Source organism: Janthinobacterium sp. 1_2014MBL_MicDiv (genome assembly GCF_001865675.1).
Lineage (GTDB): Bacteria > Pseudomonadota > Gammaproteobacteria > Burkholderiales > Burkholderiaceae_D > Janthinobacterium.
This window is the reverse complement of record NZ_CP011319.1, coordinates 3,256,183-3,278,930: the sequence shown is the minus strand read 5'-3', so window position 1 is coordinate 3,278,930 and position 22,748 is coordinate 3,256,183. Positions and strand designations below refer to the sequence as shown.

At 56.4% G+C, this 22,748-nt stretch carries 12 protein-coding genes; 5 read left to right on the top strand and 7 right to left on the bottom strand.

The window, feature by feature from the left end:
- Positions 1–30 precede the first annotated feature (30 nt).
- Together YQ44_RS14180 and YQ44_RS14175 are read right to left on the bottom strand one after the other, a co-directional pair.
- Positions 31–453 (bottom strand): hypothetical protein, encoded by a 423-nt coding sequence (locus tag YQ44_RS14180; protein WP_156894840.1) that lies wholly within the window; start codon positions 451–453, stop codon positions 31–33.
- Positions 450–7,286, bottom strand: a complete 6,837-nt coding sequence (locus YQ44_RS14175) for an RHS repeat-associated core domain-containing protein (RefSeq protein WP_198043672.1) — start codon at positions 7,284–7,286, stop codon at positions 450–452. The genes YQ44_RS14180 and YQ44_RS14175 overlap by 4 nt, the downstream gene beginning before the upstream one ends.
- Before the next feature lie 2,821 nt (positions 7,287–10,107).
- On the opposite strand from YQ44_RS14175, the gene YQ44_RS28910 reads away from it, so the two are divergent.
- The 3 genes from YQ44_RS28910 to YQ44_RS14150 all read left to right on the top strand — a co-directional run bounded on the left by YQ44_RS28910 (position 10,108) and on the right by YQ44_RS14150 (position 12,218).
- Positions 10,108–10,686: a hypothetical protein gene (locus tag YQ44_RS28910; RefSeq protein ID WP_156894839.1), complete on the top strand. Its 579-nt coding sequence runs from the start codon at positions 10,108–10,110 to the stop codon at positions 10,684–10,686.
- A gap of 820 nt (positions 10,687–11,506) precedes the next feature.
- Positions 11,507–11,839: a hypothetical protein gene (locus YQ44_RS14155; RefSeq protein ID WP_156894838.1), complete on the top strand. Its 333-nt coding sequence runs from the start codon at positions 11,507–11,509 to the stop codon at positions 11,837–11,839.
- Positions 11,814–12,218 carry a hypothetical protein gene (locus YQ44_RS14150; RefSeq protein WP_071323928.1) on the top strand — a complete coding sequence of 135 codons (405 nt, stop codon included), beginning with the start codon at positions 11,814–11,816 and terminating at the stop codon, positions 12,216–12,218. The genes YQ44_RS14155 and YQ44_RS14150 overlap by 26 nt, the downstream gene beginning before the upstream one ends.
- Before the next feature lie 150 nt (positions 12,219–12,368).
- Here the strand turns inward: YQ44_RS14150 and YQ44_RS14145 are convergent, their stop codons facing one another.
- The 4 genes from YQ44_RS14145 to YQ44_RS14130 form a co-directional block, all read right to left on the bottom strand.
- On the bottom strand, positions 12,369–14,786 hold the full coding sequence (locus tag YQ44_RS14145) for an AAA family ATPase (RefSeq protein WP_071323927.1): 2,418 nt from the start codon (positions 14,784–14,786) through the stop codon (positions 12,369–12,371).
- A gap of 105 nt (positions 14,787–14,891) precedes the next feature.
- Positions 14,892–16,130 (bottom strand): metallophosphoesterase family protein, encoded by a 1,239-nt coding sequence (locus YQ44_RS14140; protein WP_071323926.1) that lies wholly within the window; start codon positions 16,128–16,130, stop codon positions 14,892–14,894.
- A 2-nt stretch (positions 16,131–16,132) separates the two neighbouring features.
- Positions 16,133–17,536, bottom strand: coding sequence for a recombination directionality factor (locus YQ44_RS14135; protein WP_071323925.1), 1,404 nt, complete (start codon positions 17,534–17,536; stop codon positions 16,133–16,135).
- 142 nt (positions 17,537–17,678) lie between these two features.
- Positions 17,679–18,593 (bottom strand): hypothetical protein, encoded by a 915-nt coding sequence (locus YQ44_RS14130; protein ID WP_156894837.1) that lies wholly within the window; start codon positions 18,591–18,593, stop codon positions 17,679–17,681.
- Between the two features lie 221 nt (positions 18,594–18,814).
- Between YQ44_RS14130 and YQ44_RS14125 the strand changes: the two genes are divergently transcribed.
- Together YQ44_RS14125 and YQ44_RS28905 are read left to right on the top strand one after the other, a co-directional pair.
- A complete protein-coding gene (locus YQ44_RS14125; RefSeq protein ID WP_071323923.1) occupies positions 18,815–19,135 on the top strand; it encodes an H-NS histone family protein in 321 nt (106 codons plus the stop codon).
- Positions 19,136–19,954: 819 nt separating this feature from the next.
- Positions 19,955–20,353 carry a hypothetical protein gene (locus YQ44_RS28905; RefSeq protein WP_156894836.1) on the top strand — a complete coding sequence of 133 codons (399 nt, stop codon included), beginning with the start codon at positions 19,955–19,957 and terminating at the stop codon, positions 20,351–20,353.
- A gap of 890 nt (positions 20,354–21,243) precedes the next feature.
- Here YQ44_RS28905 and YQ44_RS14115 read toward each other — a convergent pair.
- Entirely contained in the window at positions 21,244–22,443 is a 1,200-nt protein-coding gene (locus tag YQ44_RS14115) for a YbfB/YjiJ family MFS transporter (protein WP_071323921.1), read from the bottom strand.
- Positions 22,444–22,748 lie beyond the last annotated feature (305 nt).

The following is a 22,748-nucleotide window of genomic DNA, read 5'->3' as shown; positions in this document are numbered from 1 at the left end:
GCTGTTTGCCGAGACAGGGCTATTGCTACCTCAGACTTCCTCGAACACCTTGCTTATATTCGAGACCAGCCTAGAATCCCGACCTTGTACGAGCCATTCAGTACTGTCGTTCAACTCAAGCCACAGTTCGCCCAAGCCGAGACTTTCCGAATCACGGTCAATTGTCATTAAGTCACCAACAGACTTTGCAGCAACGACTAGACATTCAATCGTGTCGTCAAGATGAAATGCAAAATCCAAAAGCTCGCGCCATGTCATCACAAATCCCTCGGGTGTGGACTCCGCCAATCGTTCAAATTCAAGCATTGACTGGCCGGAGGGTGCATTTCCAATCCCATGAAACACCAGAACTGACCATCTAAGGTCGTTATCTGGAATTCTTGCCAGAAGAAGTTGTAAGGAAATCTTCGTGCCGTCCGTACGAAAGGCTGGAAAAATAGCTTTCTCGATCATGGCCACTCCATTGGTTTCGCAAGACCGTGTTGTGGAGTCCCGCCTGTTGGGTTCGGTACGTAATCGTGCTGATGTGGATTTGTATGATTCTGCGGCCGACCATGATCCGTAAAGTCTATATCGCGAATGGGAACCAAGTTACCCTTCTCATCGTATCCCCATTCCCTAGCCTGCGTATATTCTCCGGCTCGCCGACTAGTCGCTGTGCCTAGCTGCGTGTGCGGCAACACCGAGTCTGACATTGGATTACCATGCGCATCTCGCGGCAGCGCTCGTGCCGGACGATAGGTACCAGGTTTCGCTAATGACCCCGCCGTTTCGCTAGATCGACCTCGGGTAATCAGCATCATCCCAAGCCCTACATACTCCTGCCAATTTGCCCTAAAGCTTGAACCCGCCGCTTGCTTCTCTTTGTCATCACCACCGACGTAATTCACCGTGTCAGTAACGAGTTTTTTTGTCGTTACATATACACGCTGAATATCGTTGATCAGGAGAGCCTCTTTGGCATCCTCCCACACAGTATGAGGTTGCTTGCTAGGAGTCGTGTTTGCCGTTACCTTATCCGCACCCTCGTTACTCGTATTCTCCTTACTACTCGATGCCTTGGCGTTGCCACGATCCCCAACTAAACTACAATTTCCGCCGGCCTTCTCACATCGCTCCGCGTTCTCACGCATTAGTCTGTCTGCAATGTTCTCAGTTTCATTTCCCGATGCACTTTTTGCCGCAAATCCGGTGGGATCCGTCAGATTGGTCGGGTTGTTCCACACATAAGTATAGCGGTTGTAACTCTGGCTATGCATCGGATCCTGGATCAGCGGATCGGCGCTCATGAAGCGCGCCAGCAAGGGATCGTAGATGCGCCCGTTCATGTGCACCAGGTCGAGCTTGTCGAGCATTTCATGGCCCGTAAAGCCGCGGTTATCCGTCACGCCATCGAGGCTGTCCGGAATGGCGTCGCCAGTCACCGTGCGGCGCTTGCCCCAGCTGTCATAGGCCAGCTGCTCCTTGACGGTACCGGCCGCATCGCTGATCGCCACCACGCTGCCCAGGCGATCCAGATGCGTCCAGTTCAGTGTCGTGGCCCCTGCTGGCTTGTCGATCTCCACCCCCAGGCCCATCGGCCAGTAGGTTTTAACAGTCGCCGCGCCGCCCTTGACCTCCACTTCCATGGCGCCGGCGTAGTACGTCGTCGTGCCATCGTTGCGCTCCTGGCGCGCACGCTGGTGTTCCGGGCCATACATGAAGATGCTGTTTTCACTGCCCTTGCTGATCGAGCGCGGCATGTCGAAACTGGTCCAGCTGAGTGCACGACCGGCACCCGCGAGCAGGTTGCCGTTGAGGTCGTAGTCGAGCGTGCCGATGCCGGGAATGGACTTGACCGCATGTGGCAGACGGCCACCCGCTGGGGCATATACGTAGTCGCCCGTGCCGACACCGGTCTTCGACAGCAGGTTACCGATACCATCGTAGCGGAAACTTTGCATCGGCTGGCCCGCCACCGTGGCGGTGATCAGACGGTTCAGGCCATCGTAACTAAAATCTTCCGTGAAGCCCACGAGACCAGTACCTGGCCAGTATTGCGCGCGCTGCTTTACATTGCCCAGCGCATCATAGTTATACGACTCGCTCAGCTGTGCCTGGCTCTGCGCATTGTTCACGGTGCCGAACGACAGGTAGCCCGTGTACGGGTTGTATTCGCGGGTGATCTTCAAGCCGTTGCCCAGCGTGGCACTGGTCACGCGGTTCGCGGCATCCTGCGCAGTCGCCTGCCACAGCAGCAACGGCCCGCGCGCAATACCGCTCACATAGCCGCGCTCGTTATAGCGCTGCGTAAACACTTTGGCTGTATCACTGCCGCGCTGGTAGGACTGGGTCAGCAGACGGCCCCAGGCATCATAGCCGGTGGTGGCGGTATACAGCTGATCCAGGCGGATGGTCGTGCTGGCTGGCCGGCCCAGTGCATCAAAACTGTGCTGGCGAAGATAATCGACCTTACCGGTGAGGTCCGTCGTATACGCTTGCGCCAGCTGGCCGCAGCTTTTCAGCGCCGCGCAATTGCTCTGGCCGGGGGGCACATCATAAACCCAGTAACTGATCAAATCGGGCTCGCTGCGTTGCACCATGCGGCCCAGTGCATCGTAGCGCAGCGTCGTCGCCGTTCCGGCGGCCGACTGCAGTGGACTGACCTGTTTCCAGACCTGGCCCAGCGGGTCAACGCCATAGGCGATCTTGCCCAAGTCAGGGTCATTCAGTGCGATCCGGCGTCCCAGCGCATCGTAGCTGACCGTGACCAGATTACCCGCCGGATCCCGGGTCTGCAGCAGATTGCCGTAACCATCATAGGCGTACGTGGTGGTGCCACCGAGCGCATCGACACTACTGGCCAGCTTGTCCTGCATATTGCGCGTGTCGCTCTTGCGCTGGCCCTTGGCGTTGGTCACTATGCTGCGCAGCCCCTGGTACTCGGTCGTGGCCGTCAATTCCTGGCCAGCATCGCTGCGGGTCACGGTACGCGTCACACGATCCAGCTCGTCGTAAGCCAACTGACTTGCCGACACCTGCGCCGCGCTAATGGCGCGCGGCCAATACGTTTCGGCCAGGCGGCCGCGCGCGTCGTAACGACTGTCGGCCACCACCGCCGTACCGTCGAAATCCCAGCTTTGTGTGCGCAGTACATGGCCGGCGCTATCGCTGTAGACCAGCTTGGGCAAGGCGATGCGCAGGCCACTCTTCATGTAGTCGGTGATCGCGATGGCGACCGCGCCGGCTGGACAACTGGCGTCGCATGCCTTCTCGTAGCTGCGCGTCTCGTTGCCGTCCGGTGCGGTTTCCACACGCTTGCGCCCGAAACCATCCACCGTCTGGTTGTATACCAGGCCGTTCATATCGATGCGCTGTTTCAGCGCGCCGCTGGTGGCATCGTATGCCGGGTACGTTTCGACCTGTCCCAGCGCATTCTTCTTCGAGACAGGGAAGCGGCGTCGCGTGTCATAGTCGACGTCGGAGACCATGCGCGTTTGCGCGGTGTTGCTGGCTGGATCGAACCAGCTTTGCGTGATCTTGTTGACCAGACCGGACAAGTTACTCAGGCGATCATAGGACGTCATCAGCTTGAGTGCGGCATCATCCTGTTGCTGCGTTTCGGTCAGCAGCAAACCTTGCGCATCATAGGTATACGCCTTGGTGCGCGTGACCGTTGCGGTCGGCGAGGTCCGGGTGTCGGTCGTTTTCTTCAGGTCGGCCAGGCGCCAGGTGGTCTCATTGCTGTCGTACGTGTTCTCGATTTTCGATGTGAACGTCTCGCCGCCTGGCACCGTGGCGATCACGGTCGTGGCAAGCACGTTGCCATAGGCCCCGACCTCATTGGTCGTGGTAACGCTGCCCATGTCGCTCTGATCAAGATCGCGGCGCAACACGTTTGACGTTTGCACGTACGGATGGCGGGTAATTTTGTTGTTCGGCTGCGTGACGGTGTACTGGCTCAGTGTCTGGCGCATGTCGCTGAGGATATTTGCCGGCGCTACCGGCGCGACCTGCGCATACTGGGTGGTCTGGCTGGCACTGATCATGCCGTTGTACGGGAAATCCTGGCGGTACCAGGTGGTCGTGACATGGCCGCTCTGCGCGTTCGTCACATCCTGCCGTGCAAAACCGAGGTTGCCACGGCCGGCGCCGTCGTTGGCATTGCCCGCATAGCGATAGCGCGAGGTCAGCCAGCCGCCTTGCCCGTTGCTGCGGCTGAGCGCTTTCACCAATTGGCGCGTCACCGGCGCACGCTTGATTGGATACGCCGGCAGGATCGGCTGGCCGCCGACATCGTAGGCTACGTCCTGGTAGACGGTGCCATCGTTGACGGTGGCATAGTCCACTTTTTCAACGAATCCGTGGCCATTCGTGGCGCTGACCAGCTTATCGATGGCCTGGCCAGGCATGGCCTGGTCGGCGGCGCCGGAAATTTCCCAGCTGCTGCCGCCCAGATAGCTGACAATATCCTGCTTGCCATCGCCGTTGAAATCCCCCAGGAATTGCGACTCCACCTTGATAAGATACGTGTTCGCTGGCGGTGGGGTATCGTTCGTGAAGCCGGATGGTGTATAAAATGTCGGCCCTGTCCAGGCTTCGCAGGTATGTGTACTGGCATCGGCTCCCACATGACACAGCTGGTAAGCGGAGATATTGGTGGTGTTCCGGGTGTCATGGGCCGGACGCAGGACATCGACCACGCCATCGCCATCGAAATCTCCCAGCGTCATGACCTCGTGCGAATAAGCGGTGCCGGAAGCGGGCAAGACGCGGCAATCTCCTCCTGCACCGCTGCCTTTCGAGTAGCAGACGTAGCCATTGGTCGATATAAATTCACTATTGTTTTTCAGCAGTGCCGCACCAAACACCATATCCGTCAGCCCATCGGCATTCAAGTCGCTGGTCAGGACGCCCGATGTTGCCGGCTCCAGCACGCGAGTTGGGCTGAGAGCCGTGATGGGGAACCAGTCAGACGAATACTTATGCGTACCCACTGCACTGCGCGTGTACGCAGAGACGCCCGCCTGCGGGCACACCCACGTCTTCTTCGGCGGGTTCATAAGAGGATCGATTAGTTCAAACACACAGCGGTTCACCATGATCTGTTCGGTTCGTCCGTCGCCATCCATGTCGGCATTCGGATGTGCGCCCACGCGTCCTTCGTTCAGGCTGTCGCCCAGGAGCATGTCCTCATTGGTGCCGTCTACCGCTCTGCAGTCGAAGGCGCTGCCCGTCGACAGGCATTTGTATTTTCTGTCACCAAACACATCACCGGCCGACAGCATCAGATCATCACGGTTGTCGCCATTGAAGTCGCTCACCATGCGCGATGGCTTCGGAGGCAAGGAGGTATTGAAGGCATCGGCAGGGAAACTGAGCGTGGTACTGCAGACAAAGCCGCCACCGGTACTTAGACGCGAATGGCATAAGCGCCAGTTGCTGATACGGTACTGGCCGAGTGGCTGGTCGGCAACGAGCAAGTCGAGCTGGCCGTCACCATCGAAATCGCCGGTTTCCATGACGTGACCGGAGATACTGTCCATCGGCGTCGAGACCGTCCAGCCATTGCCATCGGCGTTCGAGAGGAACAGGCGCTGCTGGTAGCCGTTGGCGGCGACGCGGTAGCGCTCCATGATGTCGGTCTTGCCGTCGCCATTGAAGTCGCCGAACGCCAGCATGCCCTGCGGGCTGTTACTGAACCACGCCGCGTCGCTGCCCATTGCCATCAAATTCGGTCCCTGACGCACGCCGCCCAGACTGACAAAGGCGCGCGGCGCACGCGGATCTTTTTTTCCCCAGTCAAACTTCGTGGCCGGCAAGCATACGCCGCCGGCATCGCAGGCTTGCACCGACTTGAGCAGGCTGCGCCCGCTGCTGGCACTGAGTTCATACGCCAGGTTGTAGCGCAGCGCCGACGTACCGCCGCTACCGTCAGCTTGCGTCTCGGTGCTGGTGACGATGCTTTTCAGGCGCAGGCGTGCGTCGAAATGGCTGCCCGACACATACGCCACCTGCGCATCGGGGCGGGCTTCGTACTGCAGTTCAGCCTTGACGAACATCGCCTGGCCGGAGCGCGTGTTGCCGCCCCAGCGGATCTGGGCCAGGCGGCTTTCGCCGCTTGCCGCATCGAGGTTATACCAATAGCCAATGGTGTTGCCCGAGCGATCCGTGCTGCCCGACAGCCACCAGCGGTGCGCCAGCCCATCACTGCGGCCCTGGCCCAGCAAATAGGTATCGGCGCGATCGCCGTAGGTCAATGTCTGGCCAGTCTTGGTCTCCACCGTGAAGCTGCGGTGGCCATTTGCGAGGGTGGCGCGGATGCGGCTGAACGTGTCGATCTCGGTACGATACTCGGCGCTATCGCGCCAGTAATCACTGTCGTTATCGTGGTTGCCATTAATCAGGATCAATTGCTGGCCATCCAGACATAATCGGTCGGCTGGCAGGAAGCGCGCCACGTCGGTGGTGTTGTTGATGGCAAAACTACGGCCGCAGCGGTCGATGCTCGATACGCCCGCCACGCTCCAGCCCAGGCCCGCGACGCCGCCAGTGTCGGTGCTGCTGTAACTGAGGCTCAAGCTCGGCTGTACGCCTGCTACGCCAGGCGGCAATGCGATCGGCAGGTTGTAAGTGGCCGCGCCATTGCCGACGCCCATGGTGCCCGGCAGAGCGCCGGTATCGGCGTTACTGAGTTGTGCCAGATTGCCAATCCAGACCGGCGAGCCGTCGGGATTCGGTGGCAAGGGAGGGGTTGTTGGTGGCGTCACTTCCGGCGTATCGTCATCCAGCATCATACTGACCACGGTCAGGAGTACTCCCGCCTCGCTTCGACTGGGTGGGTTCGTGAAGTCCGGATGCGTATTTTGCGACGGTGTCACATGGATCACCAGATCGGGTGATGGCCCGCCAAAAGACCGATCGCCCTGCATTTGCCATTGAAAATGATAGTCGCCCGGAATTTGAGGGGCGGTGACATGAAAGGTAAATGTGTACTGAGCCCGCCGGGCAACGTCGGCATTGACGTCCACCGTATACGTTCGCCACGTTGTATTGTCTGCGGGATTGATGGAAACGAGCCGATAGGTATTGTTCCACGTGGTCTGGCCCGTATTGCTCATCGTGATCGACACGGGATAGCTTTGTCCGCTGACCATCGACAATGGCACGCTTTGCGAAATGAACTGCGCCCCGTCGATGGGTTCCCGTTCGGGAGGAGCAGCATGCAAGGTGGGCATGGCCAACAGGAGGAATAACGCCAGACACAAGTGCATCAGGGAAGTAATGATCTTTTTAACAAAAAACACGAAACGATGCTCCTGATGCACATGAATGCAGTAAATATTAATGGGGGGGGGATAAATGAGATTGCGGCGTACCATGCAAGCGCACGCGGTTTGAATTAACCAATTATTTTATATCAATTTTAAGGATATTGATAAAGATCGGATATTTATTTATAGAATAATTATCGAGCAAGCGTCAAACAGACCTGTTTCTCTGAGTTGATACGTGCAATCCGCCGTTAAAAGTGGAAAATTAAAGTGATTTTCTCAGTATTTGTCAAGAAAAACCGCTCAAGGTGGTCGGTAGAGCAGCTTTTGGCTGAGGGGGGAAAGCTCGATGTTGTCGACGACATGCATCGCGAAGACAATTGTATGAGCAATGCCACGCCTGAACCCTGCATTCTGAACGTCAAGATGGGGCGTGTCTGCATCACCAAGATGTCAATATATCCGTGATAAAAGCGCTGCATCCGGGCCTATATGACCGGTTTTTACAATGCCCAGCGAATCAAGGTGTACGAGGTGATCTGCCGCCGGCTATCCTTTAAAGGGGCGTGGTGACACGGAAATATATCGTCGGTACCGGAATGACTTGACCACTGCAAATTTTACATTTATCGTGCGCCTTTGTAAGCTATTGTGTGTGGTTAAGGCTTGCATTAATAAAGTCAAAGTAAAAGGAATACATGAAGTCATCTTTTCGGCCGGTGCATGGCCGCGTAACTGCTTTGGTGGCAGGGCTGGCATTTTCCATGTCAGTAGCGGCCGAAGGTCCAGGTTGGTCCAGTAGATCAGTTGTGACAACACTTATAGTAACCCAGGATGGTGGCGTCAACGTCGAGTTGTCGCCTGCCCTGACAAACTGTATTTCGAATAGCGGTTACGGAAGCAGTTTCGCCTCTATTTATCCTGAACATCCGGGCATTAATCGCATCAAGACAGACTTGTTGGTCGCTTATCTATACGGTGGCACGGTTGCGTTGTACTTCAGTGACAGCACATGCAAGGTCGCGGAAATTATGCTTGGTGGCCAAGCAGCCATGGCTACGATGCGGAGCGGTCCAGCTCCGGTTTCCACGATACCGCCTAAGCCAAGTCAGCAGCTGCGAATCGAGGCAGATTCCTTATCACGCCCATCTCCGAAAGATGTGGTCAACTGACAGGAGCAGGGGAGGCGCTGCGCTGCGCAGTGGTTCCGTCCCATTTGCAAACGGTCGATATTCGGTCATAGGTGAGCATAGACGATGGCGCTCAAATGCTGGGCAAACGGATTTGTTCAATCTCAACGAGACGGGCTTTGTTTCTTTCGCATTGGCGACGAGGCCGCTGTCTCGGGTAGGCTGCGCTATCGAAGCCTTGGTGGCACAGCATGCTCAGCTTTACAGGAATGCGTTTCCCAATTATAGATACTGGAAGGCAAACACGGTGGGGCATCGGACAGTTTGACGGATATTCCCTCGCAAGATCAGGTGCTTACGCGAGGGCGGCATACAGCGGTGGTAAGCTTGTTATATATGTGAACCGAGGATCCATATTGGTTTCGGGCACATTTGTAATGTGCGTATGGTGTGGCGCTTGTGGAACGGTCTTTACCACGATTTCCAACCAAAAAACCGATTTTACAGATAAAGTTGAGGCCGTTCCAAATATCAGAGCCAGCCCATCATACGTTCACACTGCGAGCATTGATCTCGATTGGCGGACCCATCAACAACGTCGTTTTGATGCAAGGCCCGCTGCACTCGTTTTGTCCTACATATGAGTCGGTGTGTATTACCTAGCTAGAATTCGGTGAACTTGTCGCTTCCGCTTGCTTGAAGATTTCACTATTTTGTACAAAATGGGAATGCTTTCTGTGAGAATCGCTCTCACGTTGCCCCTGCCTCACCCATCGCGGGTTTCTGACAGGGTCTTGCCACTCGCGTGGTGAGCGTTGCGGTCGTCACCCGTCATTCATCTGTCGAGTAAGACTTCGACACGTTGCTTCGGCAACCGATCTTTGCCTGGTCATTTATCAGGCTGATTTGCGCAAGCAGAGGATCGTTTGCGTCGTGGAAGTACCGTTTATTTAATACTTCTCAGATTGGGCCCCCTGTTCTTAGGAATGGTGGGCCTTCTTGCACTTGGCTATCGGTTTTCGACGATAGGCAGGCATATCTTCTCGTGTGCGGGGCATCGCGGTCCCCGTACGGGGCCATGGTGCCTTTCTTTTTTGGAGAGCTATCATGTCTCAACGACAATTTCTTCAGGGGCAGCAACACCGGCTTTGCGTTTTGCTCGGCGGTACCGGATTACATGAGGTGGGTGGTGAGGTGCCGGTCGTGTGCGCACTGCTGCATTCGAGCCTCGGTGATGCGCTGGTAATGCCAGCTTCTCCGTGTACGTTGGTGTTCTGCCGGTCTTATCTTGGTCGTGTGTTTCGGTACGTGAAGTCCGGTACTGGTTCGTTGTTTGCACCGAGTGTACATTGCGCGACTGGCCTCTGGTTGCGGTGTGCCCAACTGATGCAGTCGATTGTCCGGAGTCATTCACGCTCTGGACATGGTGCTTGCTGAGGAGGCCAACATGGGCACAATGGTATTCGGAAGGGGTGTCGAGCCTGGAGGGATGGAACTCGACAATGAGCGCTTTGAGGCAGAGTGCCCGGCGTGTTTATATGAACGGGCCAGATATCACAGCTGGGAAAGCGCCGAGTCTGGCGCGATTAATCAGCACTGCAGCATGTATTGCCCCGCCTGTGGCTATTCGCTACCAGATGAGTGGGAATACTAACTAGGTTGTCTCGTTTTCAGGTTCAAGGGGCGAGGCGTGTAGAGATGAGGGAGCACCAGCATCCGACGGGATGTCGGCGTTCCCTTTTGTTTTTGTTGTGGAGGAAATGATGCACAACGATTCAGAGATGAGGACAGGGAAGCGGCGTCGCTCGTTAATCGAACTGGAGGAAGAGCGTGTTTGGGTAGGTCTTTATCGACGCGCGGCGGATCCCGTAGTTGCCGCGGAGCTGGTGGCGTACATGGAACACAGTGGGGAGATGCGAACCCACCATAGTGGTTTGTATCTGCGATGCAAACACGTACTGAGACGGGAAAAGGCACGTCAGGTGCGTCTTCGCAAGGTCAGTGCAAGTCTTCGTTGGGCGGTTCACCTGGTGTTTGGTGTTCCCTTTGCCTTTACGCTGCGGTTGCTCAGGTCAATGGGCACGATCTTGCTGGCGTGCCTGCCTGAACGTGACGACAACGCAGTTATTCAGCTACGGAAGTTGACTTCTGATCAGGAAAGTCAACCGGATGTTGGACAGTGGGTATCGCCGTCAGGGTCTGCCAATTCAACGCCTGAGCAGGTGGTAGCAGCAGATGCTCAATTGGCCAGTGCCGATGTGTCAAAGCGCTCGACAAGGCGCGCTGGCGGGACGGGGCGTTGATGCACATCGAGGTGGTATGAGCGGTAGATGACGCGCTTCGTTTGTCATGGTCAGTGGTTTGTGCTTTCGATCATGTTTTACCGACGGCGCCTCTTGGTACGTCTTGTCGATCCGCGCCAGTATCTATCGGTGACGGACGGCACGGGTCGACGAGCAGCACGATGCTACCGTTTCATCGATCAGTCTGTGCAGCAGCCGCGTCTCATCGGCTCGCCCCTGTAAATACTGTTTACATTGGTCGACATAAGCGTCGAGGTCGGAGATCCTTTTGATACCCACCGGTTCGAAGCCGGTGATGTAGCGCAAGCGTTCGACGTCCCTTGACGTCAGTCGGATATGTACACCAAGTTGTAACATATTTTTCCGATCGCAGCCCATATCAGATCCGTCATCCAGCACAGATCGTTTTCCGTATATGCGTCTGTTGCTCAGGATAGGCATCCATCGGGCAGATTTCAAGTCATCAGTCAGCCGCTGGCCAGCATTTTCGCCACACACCGGCCCAGATTTCCAATGACGAATTTATCCCATCAAGTACGGAGGACACCATGAAACACTATTTATTCATCTTGAAGGGGAGAGGCGCGACAAACGTCAGTCCGGCTGGCGAAGTCGATCCGCTCATCGAGCAACTGGAATCGCTGCCCTCAGGAACACGCGTCGTGACCCGGGATGGCGCACAGTTTATCCGCACAAACAGGACGTGCATTTGCTTTTGCGACCTGGCGACAGGACATCTGTGTTCAGCAAAGGACCTTTGCTATGTACACGGAGGCTCCATCGTGGACGGGGCAGGGCACTTGCACTGAGGAGTATGGTCATGAACGAAGTAATCAACATAACGATTGGCTTGATTTATCAGGAGTATTGCCGCGCGCTCGGCATCCGCTACGATGACCGGCGGCGGCACGACCTGATGAGCGTGATGTTATATCGCGCTGAGGAGATGGGGTATGACGATTACAAGCGCGGCAATGAGCAAGTGCCGCGTTTGTTTAATAAGGAGGTCGGCTTGCGGGATGCTTGGCTGATGGGTTTTGCGCAGGCAGCGATCAGTGACAGTGTTGAGCAGTTGATGGAATTGCGGAGGAAGCGTCAGCTGGAGCCAGCCGAAGCGGCAGAACGCCATGGAGGCGATGATGGACGGCGTTGATGAGGTGCACGGCCTGGCCGTGGTTCAGCAATACCTGGAGGAGAGCGAGAGGTGGCGTCTGGACAGCAACGAATTACTGCATTGGGAAGCATTTCAGGCCGCTCTGCACTTAGGTTACGAAGATTACTTCGCAGGACGTCAAGTCATGCCAATGACTTTTCTGTTCAACCAGTTTTTGCAACAGCTGTGGCTGGAAGGGCACCAACTGGCCAGGAGTGCAGTAGAAATGCGCTTATGTCGTGCTCACGGTGGCTGGAAATGTACCTGTGCTCAAAGGATTGACGGGGTTTGTTGGAGAGGTGGGCAACGTCAGTTTATCGTGAGCGAGAGGCAAAATAAGGCGGCGAGCCTTGCAGCGCTTGGTGAAGGCAGTGCTTAATACCTGTCTGGAAACAGTTAGCGCCTCTATCAGAGGCGCTTTTTTTTGCGAGTGGGGTGATCGCGTCGCAATTTCGCATCTCAGTGACTGAGCGTTGGCCCAGCGCAGGCCAACCTGGCACAGGGACTGACTCCCATCCTATGGTTCACCTCACATGAGGTTGAGCGTAGCGTCAGCCAAATCACATAATTCCGGCGTATGGGAAATAAAAAACTCTTGTTGATAGCCACCCAGTTGCATGACCTGACGCTTCATCGCCAGGAACATGCGTTTATGTTCGGCGTCGAAAGCCCCGTCGGCCTCGTCCGAGAAGAGCGTTTGGCTGCGCCGGCTATTTGATTGGGCCAGATACAAGGCCATGGCACGTGTGAGGCATTCGTTGATCCAGACGCGTTCGCCTCCGCTCATTTTGGATACGCTCTTTGCGAAGCCGGTATTGGCGTCGTGCACGATGATGTCAAACCCTTCCTTGGATTCCCCTTTACTCGAGTCGATCAGCGTGCGAATGGATACCGTAAAGCGTGCCCCATAGCAGGCCAGCAATAAATCGTTCGTGAGCATCGACAGGGTGGGACCGGCGTCGTCAATGGCCAAGGCGATAACTCCATTGTTCCCCATGCATGTGGCTAACAAAGACCAGGTTGCAGTTTGTTCTTCAACATGAGCGATGCGGGCATCCAGGGTGGTTAGCGCTTGATGTTGACCCAGTTGCTGGCGTTGAAGCTCAGTCAGGCGATGCTGGCGCCCGATCTCTCCGTGCAGTTGTGCTTCACACTCTGCGAGCTTAATCGCGAAATGACCGATTTCCCGATCGGCCTGTGCGAGGCGAGCCGGATCGAACGGCAATGGAAGAGCGGAGAGTTGCTGTTCAATATGTTCACGTTCTATGCGGGCATCCTGTGTGGCTTGGGCACGTTCATCGGTAATGGTCGCCAGTTCCCTGTCGATGCGTGCTTTTTCCTGCTTTTCGGTATCCGTCTCATGGTCGACGGCCTGTGCGAGCAGGTAAATGCGGCGGGCCACATCGTCGATGCTGGCGCGTGCTTGCGCGATCTCGCCGGTGCGTGCGGCAAGCTGCTGGCTGAATGAGCATCTTTCCCGAGCGCGTTCCAGGCGGTGTAGCGCGCGCGCCAAGCGCTCTGCCGTGTTCGGCATTGTTGCGATTTGCGCCTCCAGTTGCGACAGCAGCTCGGTTTGCTGGAGCCGTGCTTGTTCCAGTCGGCGCAGGGACAGTTCGTACTGCGGAATGATGGGGCGGGCTGCGCGGGCGTGTTCGAGAAGCTGGCATTGTCCTTGTAGCGCGGTTCCCGCGCAGGGAACGAGTGAGGTGAGCGAGAGGCGCTGGTGCAATGTTCTGGTTTGACATACCGTTTCACCTATTTCCCTGTTGATCGCATCGATCTTTTGCACGGCGAGCGCACGCTGGGAGGCCGCTTCCGTATGCTGATCATGCAACTGACGGCAGGTTGCGGCATGGTTGCTGCGGTACTCCAGGAGGCGGGTCAGGATCGGCAGCCGTCGAGCGGCCTGGGTGACGCGCCAGTGATCAGCGGTTAGCAACAGCAGTCTCGCGTGCCTGCTGGTGACCACCTGATACTCCTGTGCATGCGCCTGCCGCCGTTGCAGGATCTGTTGTGCCAATGCCAGGCCTACCTCGATGAGGTCGTGTTCGCGCTCGTCCATCCGCTGATTGACCGTCCGAACGCGATCGCGCAGTTGCTGAAGTGTTTGCTCGAGCTGCTGGCGCTGATTCACGTAGGCCGCAGCAAAGGTCTGTTCGGCCTTCAGTGCCGCCAGGGTGTTTTTTTTCGCCTCCAGAGTTGCCTGTGCTGTTTGCCTGCAGCGTTGCAAGGCATTCAGCGCGTCGTCCGGCGTGATTAATTGCCGTGAAAGCTCTTGATTCTCTTCGATCTGTTGCTGTAATAGGCGTCGCTCCTGCTGCAACCTGGAAAGCCCGCAGCGCAGCAGTTTCGCCGTCTCCGCAGCCTGTAGCCCTTTGTTGCGCACACGCTCCAGTCCTAGCAGGTCACTCAATAGTACTTTGATTTCCGCGTTACGATAGTGAGCCAGTTGGCGCCTGTTCTGCGCCGAAAATGCCGTAGTAAAAAAAGTGGCGGCTGGTCCGACGATATCCTCGACGCAGCGTTGGTACGACTCCATCCGGCCATCGGAGAGGGTGCCGTCTGGCAGTTGTACGGGCTGCCAAGTACCAGCGCAGAGCTCATGAAGGTAGGCCTCGCTCCTGCGCTTGCCGTTGAGGCGAATGATGATCTGTGTACAGTATCTTTGTTTCCCCATTTCCCACACGAGTTCCTTGCGGTTGACTGGCAAATACACCTCGTCATAGTAGGAAAAGCCGCCAAGGCCGTCAGCCCCTGCCTTGGACGGCATGGTTGCATAGGGAGTCATATTGTCTAAAACGGTCGTTTTGCCTCGTCCATTAGGGCCGACAATGGCCACCAGCTGGGCACCGGCTGTCATACGCTCGAAGTCGAGTGTCAATGATTCTTTGTTCATCCCGTCGCGAATACCGATGAAACCCGTCAAGGTGAGGGAAAGAGGGCGCATGGTGATCTCTCCTGGTCAAAGTGTTTTCTGATTTTTCGTATGAAGCGGAGCATGCGCCCCTCAAGGCTGCACAGGCCCGTTTCGCGAAGCATTGCCTCCGCCTGTCTAAGCTTCGCCAGCGACCGTTTCTCCTGACAGGGCGGCCATGGCAATGTCGGCGGGTGAGTGAGTGGCTAACTGGGCCAGACAGGTCAATAGGGGCGCTGCTGGCGTGTCAACATGGCGTGCCCAGGTATCGATTTGCTCTTCGAGTTGAAGGCAGCGTGCCATTCCCTCCGTTCTTGCACGGACAATGGGAATCACACGGCCTTCGAGCTTGATGCCTGCCGCGCCACGAAACAGGGCCGTGATCGCTTCGCGGTCGATGGTGGCGCGGTCCTCTTCAAGGCACTGCCAGCGGATACGCACCCAGGCACCTTCGATGGAGTGGCTAGCGACGTATTGGTGCAGTGCATCCATATCCGGCGGCCCGGCAAATGCCAGTTCCAACGTGCGGCGGGCCGGCGTCGCAACGAGTTCGCAGCAAGCGCCCTCTGCTGTGATCTCCCACATCAAAAAACCCTTACTACCTTGTTCACCGTAATGCAACCGTCCAATGGAACCAGCGTAGGCGATTATCTGTCCATGCTGCTCCCACGCCTGATGCAGGTGTATATGCCCCAACATGACGGCATTGGCTTGTGCCTGAAACAGCGCGCCTGCGGTAAATTCATGGTCCATTCCCGCCATCGGCACCCCATGTTCTGTCATGCAGCCGATCACGGTACCGTGGGAGAGCGCGATGGTGGGTATGCCCCGCTGGCGCGCCAGCAGATTGCCCGGCGCGTAACCGGCCAGTAGGTCCGCAAGATAGTGGCCCATCGCCTGTCCCGCTTGTTCCGCGCTGGCACTGGCGGCCAAATTCGCCTTATTCATGGTCGGAACGCACGAGCAGAGGAGCGCGCACTCCACATCGCACCATTCTTTGGTATCGAAACGGGCGTGTGTCGAAGCCGTCCATTCACGCCGGCTATTGAGGATGACCTGCTGCAGGCGGTTGGCCACGTGGATGGGATAATGTCCCCCCAGTAGGGAAAAAAGCTCCAGCGTACCGGGTGGCTCGTGTGAAAACGTCCCTTGCAGCATCAGGACTGGGCAATGATCGGCGAGGCGCCGGACCTGGCGAGCAAGTGCTATCAATGCCGGCGAATGGGCGTCCAGGGCATGATCGGTGGTGTCGCCAGTAATGATGGCAACCTCTGCCTGTCTTGCGATCGCCTGGTCTACGGCATAGGTGAAGCACGTATCGACCTCGGGCAAGGTCGATACTGCATAGTGCAGATCGGAAAAATGAGCGATGCGCATGATTATTTTTCCTTTGCTGGCGCTGTTGGAGCGCGTGGGCCGGATGAAGGTGTATCCGACGCGCGCAGACGAGCATTAACCTTTTCACAAAAGCCTTCCGGATCATTCTGATAGCGCTCCAGTTCCGCCAGCACGCGTTGGCGGCCATTGACATTGCGCCGCCAGCCGGCGCCCCACTGGCGGTCAGCAAAGAGGCCAAAGCGCTCCCGGTCGACGCCATAGGCCGCGGCCAGGTCGAACAGGGTACTGATGGCTTCATCCTCGGCGGAAGTGGCATCCTGCGGAGCTGATGCAGATTGCAGGGATCCGGAGGCTGGCTCCTGCCGCATGCGTGCTCTTGGTTCCCCAGGTTCCCCCAGCGTCGCGCCGTTTGCATCATCGGGACTGCGATACGCTGGCGCAATGTCCAGTTGTTCATGTCGTCCCTGCAAGATATTGGCTGCCTGATCCGCCAGATGCAAAGCGCTTTCATCGTCGTGCTGGATCAAGAGCGAGGAGACGTCAATTGGTGCTTCTAGCTCGATGATCCAGTGTGCGCTGCGCATGGATTGCCCGGTTTTTGGATCGATATGCGAGACGTCGCGTAGCTTTTTACTGAAATAGAAGGGCGTGCGGTGCTGATCCAGGAAGCCGGCCAGCCGGCCACCGCGCATGAACGAGATGGTTTCAAAGCGTTCGATGGCGCGGCTCATGGCATAAAAACTGTTCGTGTGCAGCACGAAAGCATCGATCGAGGGAATGCCGGGAATATAAAAAATGAATTTTCCGGTCAGGTTGCATTGCCGGTTCTGAAATTCTGGGCAGTTTTCAGGATCGCAGACGCCATTGTTTTCTGGCCGCAGTTGGAGTGGCCGCCCACCGAAGGTACGTACAACGCGCTGGCTGCGCTCATCAAAGCGGACGGGGGCGTACATTTTGCAGTAGCGGGTATGGCCATCCGACGCATACTCGCTCCAGTAGCGCTTGTCATTGCGTGCCCAGGCGGCCAGTTCGTGTGGCATGACCAGTTGCCAGGTATCGGCAGGAAAGATGACTGGAAAACGATACAGCCGGATGACGCCGTCACCCCGATCCTCGCCAAAGGCCGCCAAAATCTGCGCTGCCAGGGCTGGGTTGGGAAAGTCATTCGGCCGTACGGTGAACCAGGCCACATTTTTGGGAACAAGCGGTGTTTTGATATCTGGAAAAGCCTCGGCAATCTTTTGTCCGATCTCTTCAAATGAGGAGTTTGAGGCCAGCCCCTGATCGTATATTGCCTTGGCTTGCGGGTTGCTTGCGGCCGCCTTGGTCAGCACTTTGATGCCGGCGCGGATCGTGCCGCCTGTGGGAATGCGGGCGGGTCGTTCGCCAAGGACAGTTGGTGGAGCGCCTTGCGGGAACGAGCGATTGACGATCTCCTTATCCATGATGGTCTCCTTTACATGACAATGAGCGATGAACCATCCTCTCATCGACCGTGAGCGGGTCAACCCCGTGATCCGGGTCCAGACTTTTTCCCGTGGCGCGAACGCAGGTAATTGGCCCAGGCAACGGCAAGACTGAATGTGTTCAGGCGCGGGAACCTAGGGACGGCATACGCGGATGTGGCGGTTTCTGGGTACGCTTCGACAACAGGCGACGCACGCTACCGGTGCGCGTCCCAAGATAAAATGCGATCTCCTCGGTTGTGCGGCCGTCGGCCCGCAACCGATGCGCGATTGAGCGGCGCGCGCACAGCACACCAAAACCAGGCAGATTGGCATAGCGGAAGATGCGTTGCAGGATATCGTGCAAGCCTTTTTCGGGCGTGACGTTCGATGACGACGAGGAAAGTGACTTCCCGGTCCGGCTGAGAAATAGGCTACTGTCGCCCTGAAGCCCTCGATATTCGCTCCGATCGCTGACACCGTATCCAGCGGCCAGGCGCCACGCCAAATACGCGTCGAGCCAGTACAACGCTGTTGCATCGCGAAGCAGAAGCGGACGTGCTATGCCGCTCGAAGCGGCTTTTGCTGGCAGCCAAGGTGGCGAGCGGCGCTGTCCTGACGCGTCAATGTAGTCGGCAACGGTCATCCTGGCGATCTCATTTGGACGCGCGCCGGTGTGGACGAGCATGAGGAGCAGCGCGAGATCGCGCTGTTTGCAGCGGCTATGCCGTGCCGTGTGCAGCACCAGCTGGTCAATGTGAGCATGCGTAATGATCGGCGGCGAGGTCGCGGCCACCGGTTTCGCCAGCGGCACGAAGTGTTCCAGCGCCTCCAGGTAATCTTGTGCATGCGCTCGGATCACGTGGGCGGTGGGAGCACTGTCTTCGTCGATGCCGATCACACCTACGACGGATTGTAGTTCTCGCGCTAAATCGGCAACCGATTTGGACACCGTCGACTTTGTGACACAAAACCGCTCTGCGATCTGGTCATAAGTTTGCCCCTGAAGCATGGCCAGAAGCCAGGTCAACGCACAAGAAGGGGATCGTGGTGCCATAAGGCTGTGTTTTCGGCAAAGGGGATCTCCGCTATTGTTGTCTGGATTATGAAATGGCTCCAGTCGAAATCGCCCCGGTTAGCAAGGTATTTCGATGGCACAAGGAGGAAGAAGGCTGCTAAAACACGCACGAATTGTTCTAGAATGGCGTTGACTTGGCATGCATGCTCAAGTCACATACAAGTGTCACTCAAAAATTGCAATACTTTCAAGGAGTTCATATGGACATCTCATCATTGTCACTGCCCGAGTTAAAGAAGCTGGAAGCGCAAGCAAATCAAGAAATCAAAACCCGCCAAAAAGACGAGCTAGAAAAAGCGCGTGCTGAAATGCTGGCGATTGCTCAGCGTGTCGGAATTCCGCTGACACAGTTGATCGCCGGCGTACCAAAAAATGGGGTGAAGGCGGAGAAGAAAGCAGTGGCTGCTCAGTATCGCAATCCTGACAATCAAGAGCAGCAGTGGAGCGGTCGCGGCCGCCAACCTTTGTGGGTCAAGTCATGGATGGAGAAGCACCAATCGCTCGACGGAATCCGAATCTAATTGATATTCGAATCGAATTGAGCAGGAAAAAGAGCGCGAACAACGAGCATCAACGGTCGTAGTCATATTTTATAGCACTACAAAGTCGCTGCGATGCGCTGGATAGTGTATAGGGGGGCGGGATCAGGTCTGCCATTCAGACACGATCTCAGCGTTGATTAGTTATTTTTCTTTGATGAGTCTGTATTAATTTGCTATTTGGTGTTCGGAATAATGTTCCGTCCGCGGCTGAGTGAGAGACTTGGCCCCCCATTCCTTTCTTGATCCTCTTTCCGCGTACGTGCTCCTTACTCCAGCTCAGATGTCGTCGGTATTCCTGGTTAAGATCATGTCTTAATAGCACGCCTGACTCCGGCCTGCGCAATAGGGCAGTGACCATAAAATTAAACAAAGGTGATAAATGACGGCGGAACGTAGCCCAGCAGACAGGTTGAAAAATCTTTTGTCAATTTTGGAGGGGGGAGTTCCCGACTCCGTTGATAGCTATATGTATCGGCGCAAGCAAATGCGGCTAGGTGCTGTTCTCACAACTCTGGCTGAACACGCGCGTGTTAGCGCCATATTAGCCATACTCACCCTGATGGTGCCGCTTTTGCAAGTGGGCATTATGAAATTGTTAATGGCCGCGAAGTTTTTAAAGGGGATCAAGGAGTTCTGCAGTTGCTGCAGAAGGCAGGATCCCCTCAACGAACATCAACGATAATTCCGTTGGAAAGACGTGATGGAGTTAAGGCTCCACCATTTAAATTTTCCGTTGAGGATAGCAATCTTGATTATGGAATTAGTAATGGTGCAATTGTGCCAAGGAGGTAATTTATTATGATTAGTTTAATTGTGGATAATCCTATTGATTTCGATGTTTGGTGCAGAATAAAAGATGATAGTCAAAAGCTTGCAGCGGCCTGGACTGCAAATATGAACTCTCAATATATAATAGATGCATTCGAAATTGTTCCTGAATCTATAAAAATAGATGGTTATATACAGATTTTTGTGAGGTGTGGCTGGGATGATATTCCTGGTTTGCTGTTGAAGCTTCCGGATTTTGTGCAGAAAGACACTCTTATTATTACCCAGTCTTCTTATCGTCCATCGGATTGTCCACGTTACTGCGAGATACATTCGCTGCGATATGTCGCTCAACTATGTCCGGTTTGTAATGGTTTTTATATAAGTAACGTTATTAATGGGAAGCGATTTGTCGCCTCGAAAAATTGAGATCGAGCAGTGATCTGGAGTATGTCGTTGTTTAGTTTCGTGCGATCATATTCCTCGTCGCAGCATGCCTTTGTTCCGCGCCAAAGCCATGCTTGATGAGCTAATCGCCGGCTTGCCAGCGCGATCGTCCCAACGGTTCCAGCAGATCGCATAAACTTCAGTCACTGAGCAAACGCAATCACCCCCAAACGAGCCGGGGCCAGATACCGTCTTGAATGCCAAGTCCTTTTGCTAAGTAATGCGCATCAAAGGGCTTGTCAGTATGGATCACGCCATACATCAGATGTGCTAGCAAGGCTAGGGTCAAGTCCGCCTTTCGTACACGGTCTCAACATTTTCTGTCTCGATCTACAGCAAGTTGAGCTTCACTAAATGCCGATACGACCCGACTGACTGTCCTGCTTGACACGTGAAAAGCGGTGGCGATGTGGGACATGGTAAAAGCGGTTGAGAGATAGGTGCGTGCCATTGCCTCGTCTCTGTTGCTATAGCGGGCCTGATATGGGGTTAATGACAGGGTGACAGCGTGGCGCTGAAGATCGGCGTATCCTTAAATTCATCGGAGCGCTGCGATTGCTGATGTGCCGAAATGAAGGCGTCATCGGCCAAGAAAATCTGGTGACAGGTGTGAGCAAGCGGGCTGGTGTCTCCCATCCCGGCCGCGACGAACCGGCAATGACAGATAGATCCGCTGAGGGTATTTTTGAGGGTATCGGTAGCTGAATAGTTTGGAAATCACCGAAAAATCAACCGCTTAGCCACCTCGTTGACCATCGAATGGGGATAATTTCTTATCCGGCATCATAAGGTGACGCCAGATCAAAGTGCCTGCCAAGCCCCTGATTCATCAGGGGTTTTTTTACGCCAGCACGAGATAAGGCAAAAGTCGCTTATGCAGCCGTTGCCAGCGCCTTCTGGCGCGCTGCCAGCGCCGCGCCGATGAAGAGGGCGATGGCCGAGGCGATCAGGCCGCGCTCCAGGCCGGCAGGGCCGTCGGCGATCCAGCCGACGACGATGGGGCCGACGATCTGGCCCAGCGCGAACACCGTCGTGTAGGCGCTGATGCCTGCCGTCCAGGATGCTTGCGGCAAATTATGCCGCACCAGGGCCGTGGTCGACGCCACCACCGACAGGAACACGGCGCCGAAGACCAGGCCGGAGATGAACACGACGGGCACAAAGCTCGTCAATGCGGGCAGGATGGTGACCGTGCCCAGCACGCCATTCAAGATCGCCAGCGATTCGCCGCCCTGGTAGCGGTCCAGCATGCGCGCCCAGATGCGCGACGACGCCACCACCGCCAGGCCCAGTAAAGTGTAGAACACGGTGACCAGGGTGGGCGGCATGCCTTGCTGCTTGAGCAGGGCGATGACGAAGGTCATGTAGCCGATGTAGCCGACGCCGAACATGAAGTAGCCGGCCAGGCTGGGGGTAAAGTCGCGCCAGGCGAAGCGCCGCGGCGTGTCGAGGGTGCGCGGCGCTTCGCCGATCGCCTTGGCCGGCAAGGCCATGATGGCGGTGGCGAGCAGGCAGGCGATGCCCAGTGCCAGCCAGGGCCATTGCCACGCATGCGCGGCGCCGTGCTCCTGGGCGGAGGCCAGCGCAGCCGGCACCAGCAGGGCCGATAGCGCGATGCCGAAGCCCGTGCCGCCGTAATACAGACCGATATAGAAGCCGGCATGCCGGCCATGCATGGAACCGAGGCGCGCCGCCAGCACGCCGCCGGCGATGAACATGAAGGCGCTGGCCACGCCCGCGCACACGCGCTGCAGGAACAGGACCGTGGTATCGCTGACCAGGCCCGACATCAGCATGAAGATGCTGGCCAGCACGGAACCGGCGACCAGCAAGCGCCAGACTCCGAGGCGGCGCATCAGGGCGGGCGTCGCCAGGGCGCCGAGAAAGTAGCCGAGCGCATTGAAGGTGTTCATGGCGCCCGCCAGCAGGTAGGACCAGCCGAGGTCGGCGCGCATGGGCGGCAGCAGCAAGCCATAGGAAAAGCGCGACAGGCCGAGGGCGACGGCCGCGCCCAGCGAGAGTGCCAGCGCCGTGGCCAGCGGATGGGCCGGGGAATGATCGTGTGTCGGCATGCCTGGAGACCTGTCAGTGTGTACGCGTGCGGTGGAATCGACGCCGAGGTGCGGCATGTCGGCAGGCGGGGGCTATGGGGCAGCGCGGTGCGACGTTGAGCGCATGCCTTTTTACTATCAAGTTAATGAATATTGATTTAGAAGTCAAGTATTTGCCGGCTGCCTCTCCGCTGGCCTTCTCGACTGTTGTCGCGCCGCCATGGAGCACTTTATGCCGGAGACAGGCGGGTGCTCATGCGCTTGTATATTGTTGCTTTTGAAGCCATGCAATAACATATACTTGCAAATGAGAAATTAAAAGCAGT